This window comes from Luteimonas sp. KH_071 (assembly GCF_057838005.1).
Map to the genome: position 1 here is coordinate 1200902 of NZ_CM174458.1, position 17187 is coordinate 1218088.

Here is a 17187-nt window from a genome sequence, read left to right on the forward strand (position 1 = left end):
GCTGGGTTCTCGAGGCGCTGGGGGCGTACGGATGAATCTCTGTTCCCGGGGTGGCACGCGCATCAGCACGGCAGAGACTCGGCTGTTGCAGCCCGCTTTTGTGGATTGACCAGCGCTGGAAGTGCGGCGAGGTGCTAGGCGCTTCCAGAGACGGAGGTTCATGCGGCAGCCTCTGTAGGCGGGCTCGCGGAGCCGGCACCTCTCACTCCAAGACAGGTCGACGCGCAACGCGCATCGGGTGAGGGTCTGCGCCCTGTACGCGCCCGCGCGTGCGCTACAGGCGGGACAACCCTTCGAAGCGGACGGGCGGTGCCCGCCGTTCGCAGATGTCGCCTGTTCCCCGCAAGACACGATCCACGCCGCCAACACCGCAAGCGGCGCGCCTCAATGCATCCGGATCAGCTCACCGTATTCGTGAAATCCCGCTTCTCGCGCGGCGGCAGCGGCTCGTCGCCCTTGACCATGAACCAGATGTTCTCCGCGATGTTCGTCGCGTGGTCGCCGATGCGCTCGATGTTCTTGGCCATGAACAGCAGATGCGTGCTGGGGGTGATCGCGCGCGGGTCTTCCATCATGTAGGTCAGCAACTCGCGGAACAGGCTGGTGTAGACCGTGTCGATCTCCGCATCCTGCGCGCGCACGCGCTGTGCGGCGTCCGGGTCGCTGTCGCGGAAGGCGACCAGGACTTCGCGCACCTGGCGTACTGCCAGCTGGCCGAGCACGGTGAGGCCACGGGTATAGGGCAGCGGCGGTGCGAGGTTCAGCGCGGTGGAGCGCTTGGCGACGTTCGCGGCGTAGTCGCCGATGCGCTCGATGTCGGCGGCGATGCGCAGGGCCGAAAGGATCTCGCGCAGGTCGCGCGCCATCGGGCCGCGCAGCGCCAGCTTCATGACGTCCTGGCTGACCTCGTGCTCGAGCGCATCGATCGCCTCGTCGTTGGCGATGATGCGTTCGGCGGCCTTGTCGTCGCGGCGCTCCACGACATCCAGTGCCGATTCCAGCTGCGCGGCGGCCATCTCACCCATCCGCAGGATCTCGTTGGTCAGACGACCGCGCTCGTCGTCGTAGCTCTTGACGATGTGGTCGTTCAGTTGGTTGGGCATGGTGACGTACCTGGAGAGGAGGTGGCGGCAGTGGAAGGAACTGCGATGACACGGAGGTCCGATAGTGAGCGCTCGTCCGGCCGCGCGCAGCGCGTGCGGTGTTCGGCAGGGCGCGCGGCAGTGCCGCGCAAGCAGCCCTGCCTCACCCAAATCGACCGGTGATGTAATCCTCGGTCTGCTGCTTCGAGGGATTGGAGAAGATCGTTTCGGTGGTGTCGTGTTCGATCAGGTCGCCGAGGTACATGAAAGCGGTGTAGTCCGAAACACGCGCAGCCTGCTGCATGTTGTGGGTCACGATGACGATCGTGTACTCCGTCTTGAGTTCTTCGATCAGCTGTTCGATGCGGCTCGTGGAGATGGGGTCGAGCGCCGACGTGGGCTCATCGAGCAGCAGAACATCAGGACGCAATGCGACGGCGCGCGCGATGCACAGGCGCTGCTGCTGGCCGCCCGACAGGCCGAGCGCGCTCTGGCCGAGCTTGTCCTTGACCTCGTTCCACAGCGCGGCCTGGGTCAGCGCCTGCTCGACGCGCACGTTGAGCTCGGCCTTGGACAGTTTTTCGTGATGGCGGATCGCATAGGCCACGTTCTCGAAGATCGTCATCGGGAACGGCACCGGCTTCTGGAACACCATGCCGACCTTGCTGCGCAGCCGGTTCATCGGGTACTTCGGCGACAGGATGTTCTCGCCGTCCAGCAGCACTTCACCGCTGGCGGTCATCTTCGGATACAGCGCGTAGATGCGGTTGAAGATGCGCAGCAGCGTCGACTTGCCGCAGCCCGACGGGCCGATCAGCGCGGTCACCCGCTTCTCGGGAATCTCCAGCTCGATGCCCTTGAGCGCATGGAAATCACCGTAGTGGAAATCCAGGCCGCGCGCGGCGATCTTCACCGGCGCCGGCGCCAGCACTTCACGTGCATGGGCGGCCAGGTGGATCCGTTGCGTCGGGGCGGTATGCAGGTCGTTCATGGACGGTCCGTTCGAAGAAGGGGCAGTGCGGGTCAGTCGTGGCTGATCCGCTTGCGCAGCAGGATGGCGCGGGCGAGGAGGCTGACGATGAGCACGAAGCTCGTGAGCACCAGTGCGCCGGCCCAGGCCAGCTGCTGCCAGGATTCATACGGGCTGCCTGCGTACTGATACATCACCACAGGCACGCTGGCCATCGGCCGCATGATGTCGCTGTTCCAGTACTGGTTGCCGAACGCGGTGAACAGCAGCGGCGCGGTCTCGCCGCTGATGCGGGCCAGCGCGAGCAGGATGCCGGTGACGATGCCGGCCGACGCGCTGCGGTAGAGCACCTGCACGATCACCTTCCAGTGCGGCACACCCAGTGACAGCGCGGCTTCGCGCATCTGGATGGGCACCAGCTGCAGCATCTCGTCGGTCGTGCGCACCACCACCGGCAGCACGATGAAGGCCAGCGCGATCGCACCGGCCAGCGCCGAGAAGCGGCCGCCGGTCTGCATCACGAACGCGGTGTAGACGAACAGGCCGAGCACGATCGACGGCGCGGACAGCAGGATGTCGTTGATGAAGCGCACGACGGTGCCGATCTTGCGGGCACGGCCGTACTCGGCGAGCCAGGTGCCGGCGGCCACGCCCATCGGCGTGCCGATGGCGATCGCCAGCGCGCACATCACCGCGCTGCCGAAGAAGGCGTTGGCCAGCCCGCCTTCCTGCATCGGCGGCGGGGTCATCTGGGTGAACAGCGCCCAGTTGATGCCGCCGGCCGCCTTGGACACCAGCGTCCACAGGATCCAGCCGAGGAAGAACAGGCCGAAGGCGGCGGTCAGGCAGCCCATGACGATGGCGACGCCGTTCTTGATCCGGCGTCGGGCATGGAGGCGGTCGGCGACCTGGCGCTCGCGTTCGGTGACGACACTGGCCATCACTTGCCCTCCTTGCGAGCGAGCTGCATCAGCATCAGGCGTGCGATCGCCAGCACCACGAAGGTCACGAGGAACAGCACGAAGCCGAGCAGCAGCAGCGCGGAGCGATAGGTCTCGGTGGCTTCGCCGAAATCATTGGCGATCAGCGCGGCGATCGTCGTGCTGGGCTCGAGCAGCGACGGGGTCAGGCGCACCGAATTGCCGATCACGAACGCGACCGCCATCGTCTCGCCGAGCGCGCGGCCGAGGCCGAGGAAGATGCCGCCGATCACCGCCGAGCGGGTGTAGGGCAGCACGATGTCCCAGCTCACTTCCCACTTGGTGGCGCCGAGTGCGTAGGCCGATTCCTTCAGGCGCGTGGGCACGGTCAGGAAGACCTCGCGCATCACCGACGAGATGAAGGGAATCACCATGATCGCGAGCACGAAGCCCGCGGTCAGCGTGCCGATGCCCAGCGGTGGGCCCTGGAACAGCAGGCCGATGCCGGGGATGGCGCCGAAGTAGTCATTGAGAAACGGCGTGACGTAGGTCGTCATCACCGGCACCAGCACGAACAGACCCCACATGCCGTAGATGATCGACGGAATGCCGGCCAGCAGCTCGATCGCCGTCCCCACCGGTCCGCGCAGCCAGCGCGGCGCGACTTCGGTGAGGAAGAATGCGATGCCGAAGCTCACGGGCACCGCAATGATCATCGCGATCAGCGCGGTGACGATGGTGCCCAGGATCGGCACCAGCGCGCCGTAGCGGTTCTCGACCGGATTCCAGTCGGCGCTGGTGAAGAACGACAGGCCCTGGGTGGCCAGCGCGTCGCGCCCGCCCCACAGCATCGACAGTGCGGCACCCGCGAGCGCGAGCATCGCGAACACGACGGTGGCGGCCAGCAACCAGCGGAAGATCCGGTCGTTGCGTGCGTCGCGGAGGTCGCGTTGCCGGGGAGCCGGCGTGGCGGAAAGGGTGGCGGCGGTCATCGGATCCCTTGTGTTCCGTCAGTCCCGCCGTGGCGGGACGTCAGTGCCATCTGTCTCGGTGCGATCGCGCGGCGCGCCGCCGGGCAGGCGACACGCCGCGCAAGGCATCACTGGTACTGGTACTCGGCGGCCCAGTAGGCCTCGATCTGCTGCACCAGTTCGGCGGGCAGCGGCACATAGTGCAGCTCGCTGGCCTGCGCCTGGCCGGACTCGAACGCCCACTTGAAGAACGCCAGCGTCGCCTGGCTGCGCGCGGCGTTGCGCGGCTGCTTCGGCATCAGCATGAAGTTGGTCGCGGTGATCGGCCACGCATCATCGCCCGGCGCATTGGTGATGACCAGGTTGAAGTCGGGAGCGCTGGCCCAGTCGGCATTGGCGGCCGCTGCGGCGAAGCTTTCCTCGCTCGGCTGGATCCAGTTGCCGGCCGCGTTCTGCATCGACGCGTACGGCATGTTGTTCTGCATCGCGTACGCCAGCTCGACGTAGCCGATCGAACCCTTGATCTGCTGCACGTAGGACGCCACGCCCTCGTTGCCCTTTCCGCCCACGCCGACCGGCCACTGCACCGAGGTGCCTTCGCCGATGCGCGACTTCCAGTCCGGGCTGACCTTGGACAGGTAGTTGGAGAAGTTGAAGGTGGTGCCGGAGCCGTCCGAGCGGTGGACCACGCTGATCTTGCCGGAGGGCAGGGTGACGCCCGGGTTCAGCGCCGCGATCGCGGGGTCGTTCCAGGTGCCCACCTTGCCGCTGAAGATGTCCGCCAGCAGCGGACCGGTCAGGCGCAGCTGGCCCGGCTGCATGCCGTCGATGTTGACCACCGGCACCACGCCGCCGATCGCCGACGGGAACTGGCCCAGGCCCGCGGCCTGCAGTTCTGCGCTGTCGAGCGGCTTGTCCGACGAGCCGAAATCCACGGTGCCCGACTTGATCTGGGCGATGCCGCCACCAGAGCCGATCGACTGGTAGTTGACCCGGTTACCGGTCGCCGCGTTGTAGTCGGCCGACCACTTGGACACCAGCGGGAAAATGAAGGTGGCACCAGCCCCGGTGATTTCCGCTGCGACGCGGTCGCTGCTGCCCTGTCCGGACGCGGCGCTGCCGTCGGCCGTCTGGCCGGAAGGCGTCTCGTTGTTGCCGCCGCAGGCGGCAAGGAAGAACAGGGAGGCAAGGGCGAGCGCACCGATTCGAACCGTCTGACGAGGCATCTGGAAACTCCATGAGGGATTGGCAACGCACGGCGTTGCCCGGTACGCGCATTTAATGATGTTTTTATTTCAGTCGTATGACGGTCAGTGACTGCAGCGCGACGCGCCCGGACGCGCCTCCCGCGCCATCGGCCGTCGCGGCCCGCTGTGGACGCGCACTTGACCTGAATGTCGCCGGATCCAGCCGTATCTCAGCTGTCTGACCGGCATGCTGTCAAGGTGGATTCGAGGCGTTTTACGCGCCGATGGGGCACATGCCACGCGTCGCCGTCCAGGGAGAGGATGGAGCGGCGCGCGCGGCATGCCACAGAGATTGAAGCGAAATGTGATGGCAGCCGTATGGAGCCCGTGTTGCACTCCCGTGACGTCGGGCCCCGATGGTCAGACCCTGCGGTTGGGTGCGCGTCAGGGTGGGTGACTCGGGAATGTCATAATCGCCGCCCCGTCTTCTGCGATGTCGAGTCCGTCGTGTATCGAGCCCCCCTCATGCGAACCATGCCGGCCCTCTCGTGTCTGGCCATCGGCATTGCGGTCTCCGGCGGTGTCCAGGCGTCCGAGCAGGACGAGCTGGCCGAACTCAAGGCGCAGTTGGCCGCGTTGCAGGCCAAGGTGGACGCCTTGGAGCAGCGGTCCGCGCAGCGCGAGCACCAGGAGCGCTCCGGAGTCGAGGCGTCCAGCGCGTCTCCGTCCGGTGCGCCGCTGCCGAACGATGCGGCGGCAGCGTCCGGGCCGTCGACGACCGTCGACACCCGCGGCGGTCTGGATGTGGCGAGCGCCGACGGGAATTTCGAGATGTCGCTGGGCGGTCGCATTCATTTCGATGCCTACGCCTTCGACCGCGACACCGCCGACGTGACCGGCACCAGCGATTTCCGCCGCGCGCGCCTGACCCTGCAGGGCAAGGCCTACGGCTGGGACTACAAATTCGAGCAGGATTTCGCCGCCGGCACCGGCCTCGAAGGCTTCCGCGACGTATTCATCGCCACGTCGGCGCTGGGCGGCAAGGTCACCATCGGCCACTTCAAGCCCTATCGCTCGATGGAGGAACTGACCAGCTCCAACGAGATCCTGATGATGGAGCGGCCGTTCGCCTCGGCCACCGGCCTGTTCAACGGCCGACAGTTCCAGCAGGGCGTGGGATACCTGCGCGCCGACAGCGGTTACACCGCCGGTTTCTCTGTGTTCAACCTGCGCAGCGCCTCGGGCACCCGCAACGAGGGCGTCGGCGCTGCCGGCCGCGTGACCTTCGCGCCGATCAACACCGAGACGAGCACGCTGCACGTCGGCGGCTGGGCCAGCCACGAGAACGTCAACCAGGGCTCGGCCGACATCGCCGCAACGGCCAACTACGCCGGGCGCCGTGGCCCGTCGCAGACCATCGCCACGACGACGTCGGGCAGCCGCAGCACCGTCGACGCCTACGGTCTGGAAGCGGCCGGCGCGTTCGGCCCGCTGTTCTTCCAGAGCGAATACGCCATCGCCAGCTTCGGGCAGCCGGCGGCGGCCGATCAGGACGTCACCACCTGGTATGTGCAGGGCAGCTGGCTGATCAACGGCGGCCACAGGGCCTACAAGGCAGGGACCGGCATCTTCGGCGCGCCGAAGGCTACCGACCGTGGCCTGTGGGAACTGACTGCGCGCTACGACACGATCGAGAACAAGAACCTGCTCGATCGCGAGGCGACCAGCTGGATCCTGGGCATGAACTACTACGTCAATCCGGCCTTGCGCTTCATGTTCAATTACACCAACGGCGACAACGACGTGACGGGCGACAAGACCAGCCAGTACGCGCTGCGGACACAGTTCGCGTTCTGATCGACACCGCTGTTCGTTCCGAAAGGCCCGCGGCCATCACCGCGGGCTTTTTGCGTTGAAGCGCGGTCGAAGTCGGAACGGCGCGATCGACCCGACGGGTGCCGGATGCATCGGCTCGCGAGGCGATCGCCGCGGTCCCGTCCGTGCAGGCGCGCGGCCGTTGCGTCCTTCTCTTGCATGCCGGCCCGGTTCGAACCCCGTCCTCCTGCAGGACGGTCGGCGCTCAGAGGACCGATGCCCCGCGCATGCCCACCGGGGTCATCGGGCGACGTCGAACCCGGCCTGCACCCGAAGCTGGCCCTCGCTTCTCGCCACGCTGAGCGTGGCCGGTGCCAGGCCGTGTCGCAGCCGCAGGTCGTCCAGCCAGCCGAACAGCTGCGGCGACGTGGCGGCGTCGGATTCGATGCCGAAGCCGTCGTCGCCGTGCGCGCGCTCGCGGCTCACCGCCAGGCCGGCGGTCTGCGCCGACGCCAGCACGGCGGCTTTCAGTGCGGCGGTGTCGACCGGCGGCGCGATGTCGCGTTGATCCAGCGTGCGCAGTTGCGCCAGCTGCAGCTCCGCCTGCAGCAGCGCCAGCGTGGCGCGCTCGTGGCGCAGCTGCGCGGCATCGGCCGCCTGGCGCACCGGCAGCATCACGCCGTACCAGAGCACGAACGCGGCGATCGCAGCGGTCATCAATCCCAGCATCCAGCGTTCGCGTGGCTCGCGCTGCTGCCACCAGCGCTGGACGCGCGACATGTCGATCTTCATCAGAGCGGCTCCACGGCAACGAGGCTGCGCAGGCCGGCCTCGACCGGCTGGCTGTCGAGCGGCACCAGCGCCAGCCCACGTTCGGCCAGTGGCTGACGCAACAGGTCGAGATCCTGCTCGCTGCCGTGGACCAGGCCGGCGCGCACGCCGGTGTCGGGCGTGAATTCGTAGCTGTCGAGCCGGGTGCCCGGCACCGTGCGCAGGGCGTCGAACAACGCGGCCGAGTGCGCGGCCAGCAGGTCCGGCGCCAGGCGCTGGCGGTAGTGCGCGCCGAGGGTGGCGCCGGTGAGGCCGGGGCGGTACGCGGCGGCGAGCGTGTCGGCGCGGTGTTCGAGCGAGCGCGCCGCCAGGCCGTGATACATCGCCTGCGCGCCGACCAGCAGTAGCGGAGACAGCAGGGCCAGCGCCGCCAGCCGACGCAGGCGCCGGCGTTGCCGGGGCACCGTCTCGTCGCGGCGCGCGTAGGGGCCCTGCAGCAGGTCGAGCGCGGGGACGGCCAGCGCATTGGCGGCGAACCGCGCGTCGCAGGCCGCCGGGTCCAGCCGGCGCAGGGGCCGGTCGCCGATGACCTGGAGCACCAGATCCGCTTCGGCGGCGAGCGCGAGGCGATGCCCGCGGGCCAGCAGCAGACCGTCGCGCTCGCAGACCTGCACGCCGTCGTCGTGCGGTGGATCGAGCAGCAGGCAATCGGGCACGGCGGCCACCGGGTGCAGCCCGAGCTGCGCTGCCTGGGCGAGCCATCCGCGCATCCGGGCATCGTCGACCGCGCCGAGCAGACGCTGCGAGTCGCCGGCCTCGGCGGCGCCGACCGCCACGTGCAGTGTGCCGACCGGTTGGGCGACGTGGTCCTGCAGCAGCAGGCGCGCGGCCGCGGCGGCCTGGGCCGCGCTGTGAGCAGGAAGATCCAGCCACAGCAGCCGCAGCGCGTCGGCCGGGACGACCAGGATGTCGCGCGCGCCGGGCTCGGCCGGCAGCGGATCGGCGGCATCGCATACGCGACGCGCACGGATCTGGCCACTGCTGTCGACGCTCAGGCAGACCGGGGCACGTGACGGATCGGCGCCCAGCAGCAGCAGGCGGAGGGGAGAGGACGGGGTGTTCATTCGTCGGGAGTCCAGCGGCGGACGATCAGGCGGGCGCGGTCGCCGTCGGCGTGCAGCAGTGCGCTGAGCACCGCCTGGGCGCCGGCGTACTCGACTTCGGTCTGGAGGGTGAACCAGCGGCTGCGCAGCTGGACCTGGTCATAGACCTCGCGCGGCAGTTCAGCGTCGCGCAACGCAGGCTGCGCCCAGAACACGGTCGCGTCCGGCCAGCCGCCGTCCGGACGCGCGGCGATCACGCGGCGCGCCTCGGCCGGGGTCAGGCGCCCCAGGCTCAGCATGCTCAGCACCGGGGCCTGGTCGAGGTCCAGCGCGTTGACGTTCACCGGCGACAGCTCGGCGCGGGGCAGGGCGCACACGTAGGGACGCAGGCGCGCGTAACTCGCGCCGTCGTAGCCGCGGATCGCACGCAGTTCCGACGGTTCGGCGAGCAGGGCACCACTGGTCCGGTAGCCGGGCTGCAGCGCGGCGTAGGTGGAATCCTCGGCGCCCAGCGGCGCGCGCTGCGCATCGCTGTCGATCCAGTCGGCCAGCGTGTCGGCCAGTGCCTGAGCCTGGGCGGCGGCGAATCCGAGCGCCTGCAGCAGCGCCACGTACTGGCTGACGCCGAGCTCTCGCCGTTGCCACTGCTCCGGTGCGCCGGTGACCACGCTGTTGAGGTTGAAGCAGGTGCTGCCGTCGCCCAGCCGTGCACGCACCAGGCCGAGGCTCTGGCCGTCTTCGACGATGGGGAACAGCAGCGGTTTGCCATTCCATTGCGCGGCATCGACGCCGCCGCGTTGCAGCTCGCCCAGCCGCTGCCGGGCCAGCGCCTCGCTGCCGAGCGCGTAGCGCTGCGCCTGCGCGATCGCATGCGCATTGCCGGTGCGGCGCAGACCGAAGCGGATGTCGTCCAGCATCGCCACCGCCAGCACGGTCATCACCGCGGTGAGCAGCAGCACCGAAAGCAGGGCCATGCCACGCTGTCGCACCGGCGCGCTCATTCCGCTTCGCCCGGCAGCAGGAACACCTGGCGCACGTGGCCGAAGTCGCGGACCTCCATCTCCAGCGCGACTGCCTGCGGCAGCGTATCGAGACCGCCGCCCCAGCCGTCGCTCCAGAAGCCGCGCGCGTAGTACGACGCACGCACAGACTCGACGCCGTCCAGCAGCACCTGCGGCGCGCCGGCCGACGTGCCGTCGAGCGCGGCGCGGGTGCTGCGCTGCAGGCTGCCGTCGGCGACGCGGTATTCCACGTACTGCATCGACGCGCGCGGCGCGCCATCGGTGTTCTCCCAGCCGCGGCGGACGAAGCCCAGCAGCGGTCGGCTGCGGTCGTCCGGCGGCGCGGCGGTGAAGGCGGACAGGTCGGCCACGCCGTCACTGCGCCGGGTGCGGCGCACGGCGGCCTGGCCGAGATCGGCCTTGAGCAGGGCATGCGCGCGCTGCAGTTCGGCGGTGCGGTCCATGCGTGCACGGATCACGCCCTGCTGGTCGGCCGTCCACGCCAGCACGCCGACCGCGGCCGCGGCGAGCATCGCGAAGATCGCCAGCGACACCAGCACCTCGATCAGGGTGAAGCCGCGTGCGCGCGAATGCGATGTACGGCTCATCGCAAGACCTCGGCACTGGCCACCTGCTGGCCGTCGTCGGCGAACACGGCGATGCGCACGCGGGTGAGGCCGGCGCCGGCGGGTTCGATCGCGCGCTGCCAGTGCCAGGCGCGATCGCCGAGCCGTTCGTCGCCCTGCGCCGCATCGGGTGTCGCATCGCCAAGCTGCGCCTCGACCGACAGGTTCTCGGCGACGATGCCGGCCAGCGCCCGGGTCTCGATCTGCAGCGCGCTGCGCGTGCTGCCGCCGCTGAGGTTGAGCAGGGCCACGACGACCAGCGCGAACACCGCCAGCGCGACCAGCAGTTCGATCAGCGAGAAGCCGCGCGCCGCGCGGGTCATTGCACGCGCACCGTGCCGGCGGCGTCGACCACGATCTCGGCCTGCAGGCCGTCGCGCGCCAGCCGCAGGCGCTGGGGTTCGGCGGCGCCGGTGGCGTCGAAGCGGAAGTCGAGCTGTTCCCGGCGTTCCGGCAGCGTCGCGATCACGCCGTCGGCCCAGGGGCGTGCGGAGAACGGCGCGTCGTCCAGCGGCTGCCACCGGCCGAAGTCGCGTCGGCTGAAGCGGTAGCCGCCGGCGTCGACGCTCACCTGCATCGCCCGTCCGCCGAGGATCGCTTCGTCGCGCGCGTGCTTGAGGTGCAGGCCGAACTGGTCGGCCTGGCGATGGAAACCGGCATTGCCGTCGGGCAGGGTCAGGGCCACCGCCGTCGTGGCCAGGCCGATGACGACCATGACCACGAGCAGTTCGATCAGCGTGAAACCGGCCTGCGCGCGTGGCATCGGTGATGCGTGTTACTGCCAGTTGCCGATGTCGGCGTTCTCGCCGTCGCCGCCCTCGACGCCGTCGGCGCCGAAGGAGAAGACGTCGAACGCGCCGCGTTGTCCCGGCATGCGGTACTGGTAGGGATTGCCCCAGGGATCGGCCGGCAGACGACGCACATAGCCGCCTTTGCGATAGCGCTCGGGACGGGCCAGTCCCGGCGGCTGCTGCTGCAGGGCCTGCAGGCCCTGTTCGGTGCGCGGATAGGTGAGGTTGTCCAGCCGGTAACTGTCGAGCGCCTGTTCCAGCAGGGCGACGTCGGCGCGCGCCTTCTCCACCATGGCGCGGTCCTGGCTGGGCAGCACGTTGATCACCACCACCGTGGCCAGCAGGCCCAGGATGACGATGACCACCATCAGTTCGATCAGGGTGAAGCCGCGCGCTCTGGCGACGAAGGGACGGGAACGACGAAGCATCATGGCGAAGAATTCCTGGTCGGTTACGAACGGGGGATCAGCCCAGCGCCATCGAGTTGAACTGCAGGATCGGCAGCAGGATGGACAGGACGATCATGGCGACCACGCCGCCGAGCACGATGATGATTCCCGGCTCGAGCAGGCTCAGCGTGGCGTTGGAAAAGGTGTCGATCTCGCGTTCGAGATAATCGGCGGCGCGGTCGAGCATCGGCGCCAGCCGGCCGCTGTTCTCGCCGCTGCCGGTCATGTAGAGCAGCGTGGGCGGGAACACGCCGGCGCGCTTCATCGCCGAGGACATGCTGCCGCCTTCGTCGATCGCGGTGACCATGGTGTCGGTGGCGGCGCGCAGCACGCGGTTGCCGACGGTGCGCGCGGTGATGGCCAGTCCTTCGATCAGCGGCAGGCCGCTGTCGAGCATGATCGCCAGGGTGCGCGACATGCGCGCGGCGTGCAGATCGCGCAGCACCCGGCCGAGCAGGGGCAGGCGCAACAGCCAGCCGTCGAAACGCAGCCGGACATCCTCGCGCTTGAGCAGCCGGACGAAGACGAGGCCGCCGACCACCAGCAGCGTGGCCACGAGCCAGCCCCACTGATTGATGAAATCGGACACACCGATGACCGCGCGCGTGAGCAGCGGCAATTCGCGGCCCATCGAGTCGAACTGTTCGACCACGCGCGGCACCACGAACGTCATCAATGCGATCACCACCGCCACCGCGGTCAGCGACAACGCGGCCGGGTAGACCAGGGTGCCGATCATCTTGCCGCGCACCTGCTGCTGGCGTTCGAGCAGATCGGCGAGGCGCTCGAGAATCTGCGGCAGCGCGCCCGAGCGTTCGCCGGCCGACACCATCGCCCGGTACAGCGGCGGAAACGCCTTGCCCTGCTGGGCCATCGCATCGGCCAGCCGACGACCCTCGAGCACCTGGGCGTGGGTGGCCATCACCACCCGGCGCACGCCGCGCCGGTCGCTCTGGCTGCCGATCGTGCGCAGGGCTTCCTCGATCGGCGCACTCGCCACGAGCGTCGACAATTGGCGGGTCAGCAGGGCGAGGTCCTTCGCGCCGAAGCGGCCGCCGCGTCCGCCCCGATGCTGCTGCATCGCAGGCTCGACCGAGACCGGCACGAGCTGCCGCTTTTCGAGCAGCGCACGGGCGTCGCGCGGCGTCGCGGCATCGACCGTGCCGGCTCGGGTGTGGCCGCGCAGGTCCAGCGCCGAGTAGTCAAACGCCGGCATCGTCCCGGGTCTCCTGACGGGTGACGCGCACGGCTTCTTCCAGCGTGGTCAATCCGGCGGCCACCGCGTCGCGCGCGGCGTCCGACAGCCGCCCCGCAGTGGCGAACGCCGCGTCGGCGATGGCGTCCTCGCCGGCGTCGCTGGCGATCAGGCGACGGATACGGTCGTCGACGGTGATCACTTCGTGGATGCCGATCCGCCCGGCATAGCCGGTGTGGTTGCAGCGCGGGCAGCCCACCGCGTCGTACAGCACGCCATCGACATCGCCGCCGAGCATCCCGGCGAATCCGGTGTGGGTGCGCGGCGTGCGGCAGTGCACGCAGAGCTTGCGCAGCAGCCGCTGCGCCATCACCAGGCGCAGGCTGGACGCGAGGAGGAAAGGCTCGATGCCGACATCGCGCAGCCGCGTGATCGCGCCGGCGGCGTCGTTGGTGTGCACCGTCGACAGCACCAGGTGGCCGGTGAGACTGGCCTGCACCGCGATCTGCGCGGTTTCGGCATCGCGGATCTCTCCGACCATGACGATGTCCGGGTCCTGGCGCAGGATCGCGCGCAGCCCCGCGGCGAAACTCATGCCCACGCGCGTGTTGACCTGGGTCTGGCCGACGCCTTCGACCGCGTATTCGACCGGGTCTTCGACGGTCAGGATGTTGCGCTCGCCGTCGTTGAGCGCGGTCAGCGCGGAATAGAGCGTGGTGGTCTTGCCCGAGCCGGTGGGGCCGGTGACCAGGATCACGCCGTTCGGCACCTGCAGCGCCTTGCGCAGCGACGCCAGCGTGGGCGCGGACATGCCGAGTTGTTCGAGCGACAGCGTGCCCTGTTCCTTGTCGAGGATGCGCAGCACGACCCGTTCGCCGCCGCGGGTGGGCAGGGTGCTCACGCGCACGTCCAGCGCCTTGGCGCCCATGACCAGCGACACGCGCCCGTCCTGCGGCACGCGCCGCTCGGCGATGTCGAGGCGCGCCATCACCTTCACGCGCGACACCAGCAGCGGCGCGATGCGCGCCGGCAGCGACACCGCCTCGCGCATCACGCCGTCGACGCGGAAGCGCACGCGCAGCGCGGATTCGAAGGATTCGATGTGCACGTCGGACGCGCCCAGGCGCGCGGCCTCGGCGATCAGCCCGTTGATCAGGCGGATGACCGGCGCATCGCCCTGGCTTTCCAGCAGGTCCGCGGCGGTGGGGATGTCCTCGACCAGCGAGTCGAGGTTGCCGTGCAGGTCCAGCTGCTCGACACCGGCGGCGTTGCCGAGGCCGACATCGGCGTAGATCTCCGACAGGCGCCGGTCGAAGACCGTCGCCGGAAGGGTCTCGACCTGCAGTGGCACGCCGACCGTGCGCCGGACTTCGAGCAGCGCCTGCGCATCGCCGCCTTCACGCATCGCCACCTGGGCCTGCGCGCCCGTGCCGAGCAGCAGCACGCCGTGTCGCTTGGCGAAGGCGTAGGCGAGCGTGGGCGCGTGCGTGTCCATCAGGGCGAGGGCGTCGCGGGCGGCGGCGGGGCCGGTGCGGCCGGCAAGGCGGGCGACACGGGCGCCGCGGTATCGAGGTAGTCGCGCACCAGCGCATCGAGTTCGACTAGCGCCGCCGGATCGCCGCGCAGGCCGGTCTCGCGCAGGTAGCCGTAGCGCTGCGCGGTGTGGCGCTGGGCATCGACGCCGTTGCGCACGATCGTCGGTCGCAGGAAGACCATCAGATTGGTCTTGGAACTGTTGCGCGAGCGGCTGCGGAACAAGGCACCGAGGCCGGGGATGTCGCCGAGCAGCGGGATCTTCTCAAGGCGCGCTTCGTTGCTCTGGTCGAGCAGGCCGCCCAGCACCACCATCGCGCCGTCGTCGACGACCACGTTGGTCTCGACCTCTCGCTTGTTGAGCACCAGCTCGTCGTTGTTCGAGCTGACGGTGCCGTTGACCGACGACACTTCCTGCTTGATGCCGAGCGTGATGCCACCGCCGCTGTTGATCTGCGGCCGCACGGTCAACTGGATGCCCACGTCCTGGCGGTCGATGGTGCGGAACGGATTGTCGTTGTTGCCGCTGAGGACCTCGCCGGTGGTGATCGGCACTTCCTGGCCGACCATGATCCGGGCTTCCTCGTTGTCGAGGGTCAGGATCGACGGTGTCGACAGCAGGCTGGAGCCGGCGTCGGTCTTGACCGCATTGATGATCAGGCCGAACAGCGTGTTGTCGCGTTCGGCGGCGAAGCCGAGCAGGCCGCCGCTGAGCCCGAGCAGGGCCTGGGCCGCAGCCTGGCGGGCGGCATCGCCCACGGCGTCGTCGCTCTCGCCGCCGCTGCCGCCGCGGCTGGCGAGGGCGCCGCCGGCCAGCGAGGCAATGCCGGGACCACCGTTGGAGAACTGGGTCAGGCCGATCGGAATCGTGCCGTCCTTGCCGGCGAGCAGCAGCTGGGCGCCGAGCCGACTCGCGGCGGAGTCGGAGATCTCGACCACCAGCGCCTCGACCAGCACCTGCTCGCGGCGCACATCGAGCTGGCGGATCACGTCGAGCAGGATCCGCTGGGTGCTGGGATCGGCGCTGATCACCAGCGAGTTGGCCCCCGGATAGCGGACGATCACCGGGCGCTTGCCGCCGGCCGGAGAAATGATCTGCAGGTTCTCGGCGTCGGCGGCCGCAGGCATGGCGGCGGCCATCGCGGCGCCCGCACCGGCGCCGCTGCCGTCGGGCGACTGGCCGATCAATTGCTGCAGTACCGGCAGCAGTTGTTCGGCGCTGGCGTGCTGCAGTTTCACCACGGCCACATCGCTGCTGCGCTCGGCGCGGCTGTCGAGCTCCAGTGCCATCCGCGCGACCCGCTGCACCATCGCCGGATTGCCGCGGATCACCAGCGAATTGCTGCTCTCCACCGGCAGCACCGACAGCGCGCCGTCGTTCTGCCCGGAAATGCCGAACAGGTCGACCAGCGTGGCGGCGAGCTCGCGCGCCGAGGTGTTGCGCAGGCTGACCGTGTCGATGCTGGCGCTGTCCTGGTCGATCTGCGACACCAGGCCGCGGATGCGGCGCAGGTTGTCGACGTAATCGGCCACCAGCAGGCTGTTGCCCTGGGGCAGCGCCATCACGACGCCGCCGCGGCCGATCAACGGCTTCAGCGTTTCGGCAGCGGCGCGCGCGTCGATGCGCTGCAGCGGGAACACGCTGGTGGCGTAGCCGAGCGGCGAGCCCGGCTGCTGCGCGGCGACGTCGTCGGGCACGATGCGATAGGTGGCCGTGCCTGCGGGCACCGCGATCAGCCCGTTGCTGCGCAGCACGGTGAGCAGCACGCCGATCAGGTCTTCGTCGGTCAGCGGCCGGTCGCGGCTGACGTTGACCGTGCCCTGCACGCGCGGGTCGACGATGAAGGTGGTGCTGGTGGCGCGCGCGACGTCCTGGATGAAGGCGGTGAGCTCGACGTTCTGCATGCGCAGCGCCGGCGCCTCGGCCTGCGCCTGGGCCGACAGCGGCGGGGTGGGGCAGGCCAGCAGGACGGCGGTCGCCAGCAGCAGCCGCGCCGGAATGCGGGTGCTCATGGCGCGCTGCCTCCGAGGCTCAGGGTGCGGGTCTGGCCGTCGCGCTCGAAGGTCACGACGGCTCTGGGATTGGATTTCAATTCGCTCGCCAGTGCGGTGATCACGCTGGGTGACAGGACCTGGCCGTTGACGGAGAGCAGCACGTCGCCGGGTTGCAGGCCGGCGGCGCGCAGCAGCATCTCGCTGTTGCCGCGCGGCAGCAGGGTGTAGCCGGAGAGGCGGCCATCGACGTTGCGCGCCTGCAGGCCGGCTTCGAGCAACTGCGCGGGATCGAAGTCCGGGCTGCTGGCCGATGCCGGTGCAGGCGTCGGCGCAGGCGGGGGTGTTGGCATCGAGGCGGGCGGCGCGTCGGCAGGTGCCTCCTGCGCGAGCGCCAGCCGCTGCCCGTTGCCCAGCTCGACGTGATCGGCCCTCACGGCCGCGAGCACCAGGCCGGGTGCCAGCGCATCGCCGACGCCATAGACCGATTGCGGCTCCCGGTCGCGGCCGAGAATGGCCGTGCCCCGACCGTCGGCCGCGGTTCGCAGGCCGAACAGGCGCCAACCGTCGGTCGCGACGGGCGCGGCCGATGCAACGCCAGCAAGAAACGGATCATGTGCCGCCAACTCCGGAATCTGTGAGGGGAGGCTGGTCACCTGCGGCGTGCCGGCGACGCTGGCCGGGGCCAGCACCAGCCACACCAGCCGGGCGAGCTGGGTCACCAGAACGAGCCACAGGAGAATTTCGGCCAACCTGGACCAGAGCCGCCGTGACACACCCG

General features: G+C 69.6%; 17 protein-coding genes. 1 reads left to right on the plus strand and 16 read right to left on the minus strand.

What is annotated here, in order from left to right; translation table 11 throughout:
- Window positions 1-398: 398 nt before the first annotated feature.
- The 5 genes from phoU to pstS all read right to left on the minus strand — a co-directional run bounded on the left by phoU (window position 399) and on the right by pstS (window position 5169).
- Window positions 399-1103, minus strand: a complete 705-nt coding sequence (phoU, locus tag AC3IRM_RS05550) for a phosphate signaling complex protein PhoU (protein WP_489205236.1) — start codon at window positions 1101-1103, stop codon at window positions 399-401.
- Window positions 1104-1245: 142 nt separating this feature from the next.
- A complete protein-coding gene (gene pstB, locus AC3IRM_RS05555; RefSeq protein WP_489205237.1) occupies window positions 1246-2073 on the minus strand; it encodes a phosphate ABC transporter ATP-binding protein PstB in 828 nt (275 codons plus the stop codon).
- A 32-nt stretch (window positions 2074-2105) separates the two neighbouring features.
- Window positions 2106-2993 (minus strand): phosphate ABC transporter permease PstA, encoded by an 888-nt coding sequence (gene pstA, locus AC3IRM_RS05560; protein WP_489205238.1) that lies wholly within the window; start codon window positions 2991-2993, stop codon window positions 2106-2108.
- Window positions 2993-3964, minus strand: a complete 972-nt coding sequence (pstC, locus tag AC3IRM_RS05565; protein WP_489205239.1) for a phosphate ABC transporter permease subunit PstC — start codon at window positions 3962-3964, stop codon at window positions 2993-2995. The genes pstA and pstC overlap by 1 nt, the downstream gene beginning before the upstream one ends.
- A gap of 107 nt (window positions 3965-4071) precedes the next feature.
- Window positions 4072-5169 carry a phosphate ABC transporter substrate-binding protein PstS gene (gene pstS / locus AC3IRM_RS05570; protein WP_489205241.1) on the minus strand — a complete coding sequence of 366 codons (1098 nt, stop codon included), beginning with the start codon at window positions 5167-5169 and terminating at the stop codon, window positions 4072-4074.
- A 495-nt stretch (window positions 5170-5664) separates the two neighbouring features.
- Here pstS and AC3IRM_RS05575 point away from each other — a divergent pair, with 495 nt between their 5' ends.
- On the plus strand, window positions 5665-6987 hold the full coding sequence (locus AC3IRM_RS05575) for an OprO/OprP family phosphate-selective porin (protein ID WP_489205242.1): 1323 nt from the start codon (window positions 5665-5667) through the stop codon (window positions 6985-6987).
- 258 nt (window positions 6988-7245) lie between these two features.
- Here AC3IRM_RS05575 and AC3IRM_RS05580 read toward each other — a convergent pair whose 3' ends face one another.
- The 11 genes from AC3IRM_RS05580 to AC3IRM_RS05630 are packed head-to-tail and all read right to left on the minus strand — an operon-like array spanning window position 7246 to window position 17158.
- Entirely contained in the window at window positions 7246-7737 is a 492-nt protein-coding gene (locus AC3IRM_RS05580) for a type II secretion system protein M (RefSeq protein WP_489205243.1), read from the minus strand.
- Window positions 7737-8840, minus strand: coding sequence for a type II secretion system protein GspL (gspL, locus tag AC3IRM_RS05585; protein ID WP_489205244.1), 1104 nt, complete (start codon window positions 8838-8840; stop codon window positions 7737-7739). The genes AC3IRM_RS05580 and gspL overlap by 1 nt, the downstream gene beginning before the upstream one ends.
- Window positions 8837-9820: a type II secretion system minor pseudopilin GspK gene (gene gspK, locus AC3IRM_RS05590; protein WP_489205245.1), complete on the minus strand. Its 984-nt coding sequence runs from the start codon at window positions 9818-9820 to the stop codon at window positions 8837-8839. The genes gspL and gspK overlap by 4 nt, the downstream gene beginning before the upstream one ends.
- Window positions 9817-10428: a type II secretion system minor pseudopilin GspJ gene (gene gspJ, locus AC3IRM_RS05595; RefSeq protein ID WP_489205246.1), complete on the minus strand. Its 612-nt coding sequence runs from the start codon at window positions 10426-10428 to the stop codon at window positions 9817-9819. The genes gspK and gspJ overlap by 4 nt, the downstream gene beginning before the upstream one ends.
- Window positions 10425-10769, minus strand: coding sequence for a type II secretion system minor pseudopilin GspI (gene gspI / locus AC3IRM_RS05600; protein ID WP_489205247.1), 345 nt, complete (start codon window positions 10767-10769; stop codon window positions 10425-10427). Before gspI ends, gspJ begins: the two co-directional genes overlap by 4 nt.
- Window positions 10766-11209, minus strand: coding sequence for a GspH/FimT family pseudopilin (locus tag AC3IRM_RS05605; RefSeq protein WP_489205248.1), 444 nt, complete (start codon window positions 11207-11209; stop codon window positions 10766-10768). The genes gspI and AC3IRM_RS05605 overlap by 4 nt, the downstream gene beginning before the upstream one ends.
- 12 nt (window positions 11210-11221) lie before the next feature.
- Window positions 11222-11665 carry a type II secretion system major pseudopilin GspG gene (gspG, locus tag AC3IRM_RS05610; protein WP_489205848.1) on the minus strand — a complete coding sequence of 148 codons (444 nt, stop codon included), beginning with the start codon at window positions 11663-11665 and terminating at the stop codon, window positions 11222-11224.
- Window positions 11666-11702: 37 nt separating this feature from the next.
- Window positions 11703-12902 (minus strand): type II secretion system inner membrane protein GspF, encoded by a 1200-nt coding sequence (gene gspF, locus AC3IRM_RS05615; RefSeq protein WP_489205249.1) that lies wholly within the window; start codon window positions 12900-12902, stop codon window positions 11703-11705.
- Entirely contained in the window at window positions 12889-14376 is a 1488-nt protein-coding gene (gene gspE, locus AC3IRM_RS05620) for a type II secretion system ATPase GspE (RefSeq protein ID WP_489205250.1), read from the minus strand. The genes gspF and gspE overlap by 14 nt, the downstream gene beginning before the upstream one ends.
- Complete coding sequence (gene gspD / locus AC3IRM_RS05625) at window positions 14376-16427, minus strand: type II secretion system secretin GspD (protein ID WP_489205251.1); 2052 nt, start codon at window positions 16425-16427, stop codon at window positions 14376-14378. The genes gspE and gspD overlap by 1 nt, the downstream gene beginning before the upstream one ends.
- A complete protein-coding gene (locus AC3IRM_RS05630) occupies window positions 16424-17158 on the minus strand; it encodes a type II secretion system protein N (protein ID WP_489205252.1) in 735 nt (244 codons plus the stop codon). Before AC3IRM_RS05630 ends, gspD begins: the two co-directional genes overlap by 4 nt.
- Window positions 17159-17187 lie beyond the last annotated feature (29 nt).

Bases quoted from the DNA above. Each gene is read 5' to 3' on its own strand.
- phoU (WP_489205236.1), bottom strand. From the start codon at position 1,103: ATGCCCAACCAACTGAACGACCACATCGTCAAGAGCTACGACGACGAG.
- pstB (WP_489205237.1), bottom strand. From the start codon at position 2,073: ATGAACGACCTGCATACCGCCCCGACGCAACGGATCCACCTGGCCGCC.
- pstA (WP_489205238.1), bottom strand. From the start codon at position 2,993: ATGGCCAGTGTCGTCACCGAACGCGAGCGCCAGGTCGCCGACCGCCTC.
- pstC (WP_489205239.1), bottom strand. From the start codon at position 3,964: ATGACCGCCGCCACCCTTTCCGCCACGCCGGCTCCCCGGCAACGCGAC.
- pstS (WP_489205241.1), bottom strand. From the start codon at position 5,169: ATGCCTCGTCAGACGGTTCGAATCGGTGCGCTCGCCCTTGCCTCCCTG.
- AC3IRM_RS05575 (WP_489205242.1), top strand. From the start codon at position 5,665: ATGCCGGCCCTCTCGTGTCTGGCCATCGGCATTGCGGTCTCCGGCGGT.
- AC3IRM_RS05580 (WP_489205243.1), bottom strand. From the start codon at position 7,737: ATGAAGATCGACATGTCGCGCGTCCAGCGCTGGTGGCAGCAGCGCGAG.
- gspL (WP_489205244.1), bottom strand. From the start codon at position 8,840: ATGAACACCCCGTCCTCTCCCCTCCGCCTGCTGCTGCTGGGCGCCGAT.
- gspK (WP_489205245.1), bottom strand. From the start codon at position 9,820: ATGAGCGCGCCGGTGCGACAGCGTGGCATGGCCCTGCTTTCGGTGCTG.
- gspJ (WP_489205246.1), bottom strand. From the start codon at position 10,428: ATGAGCCGTACATCGCATTCGCGCGCACGCGGCTTCACCCTGATCGAG.
- gspI (WP_489205247.1), bottom strand. From the start codon at position 10,769: ATGACCCGCGCGGCGCGCGGCTTCTCGCTGATCGAACTGCTGGTCGCG.
- AC3IRM_RS05605 (WP_489205248.1), bottom strand. From the start codon at position 11,209: ATGCCACGCGCGCAGGCCGGTTTCACGCTGATCGAACTGCTCGTGGTC.
- gspG (WP_489205848.1), bottom strand. From the start codon at position 11,665: ATGCTTCGTCGTTCCCGTCCCTTCGTCGCCAGAGCGCGCGGCTTCACC.
- gspF (WP_489205249.1), bottom strand. From the start codon at position 12,902: ATGCCGGCGTTTGACTACTCGGCGCTGGACCTGCGCGGCCACACCCGA.
- gspE (WP_489205250.1), bottom strand. From the start codon at position 14,376: ATGGACACGCACGCGCCCACGCTCGCCTACGCCTTCGCCAAGCGACAC.
- gspD (WP_489205251.1), bottom strand. From the start codon at position 16,427: ATGAGCACCCGCATTCCGGCGCGGCTGCTGCTGGCGACCGCCGTCCTG.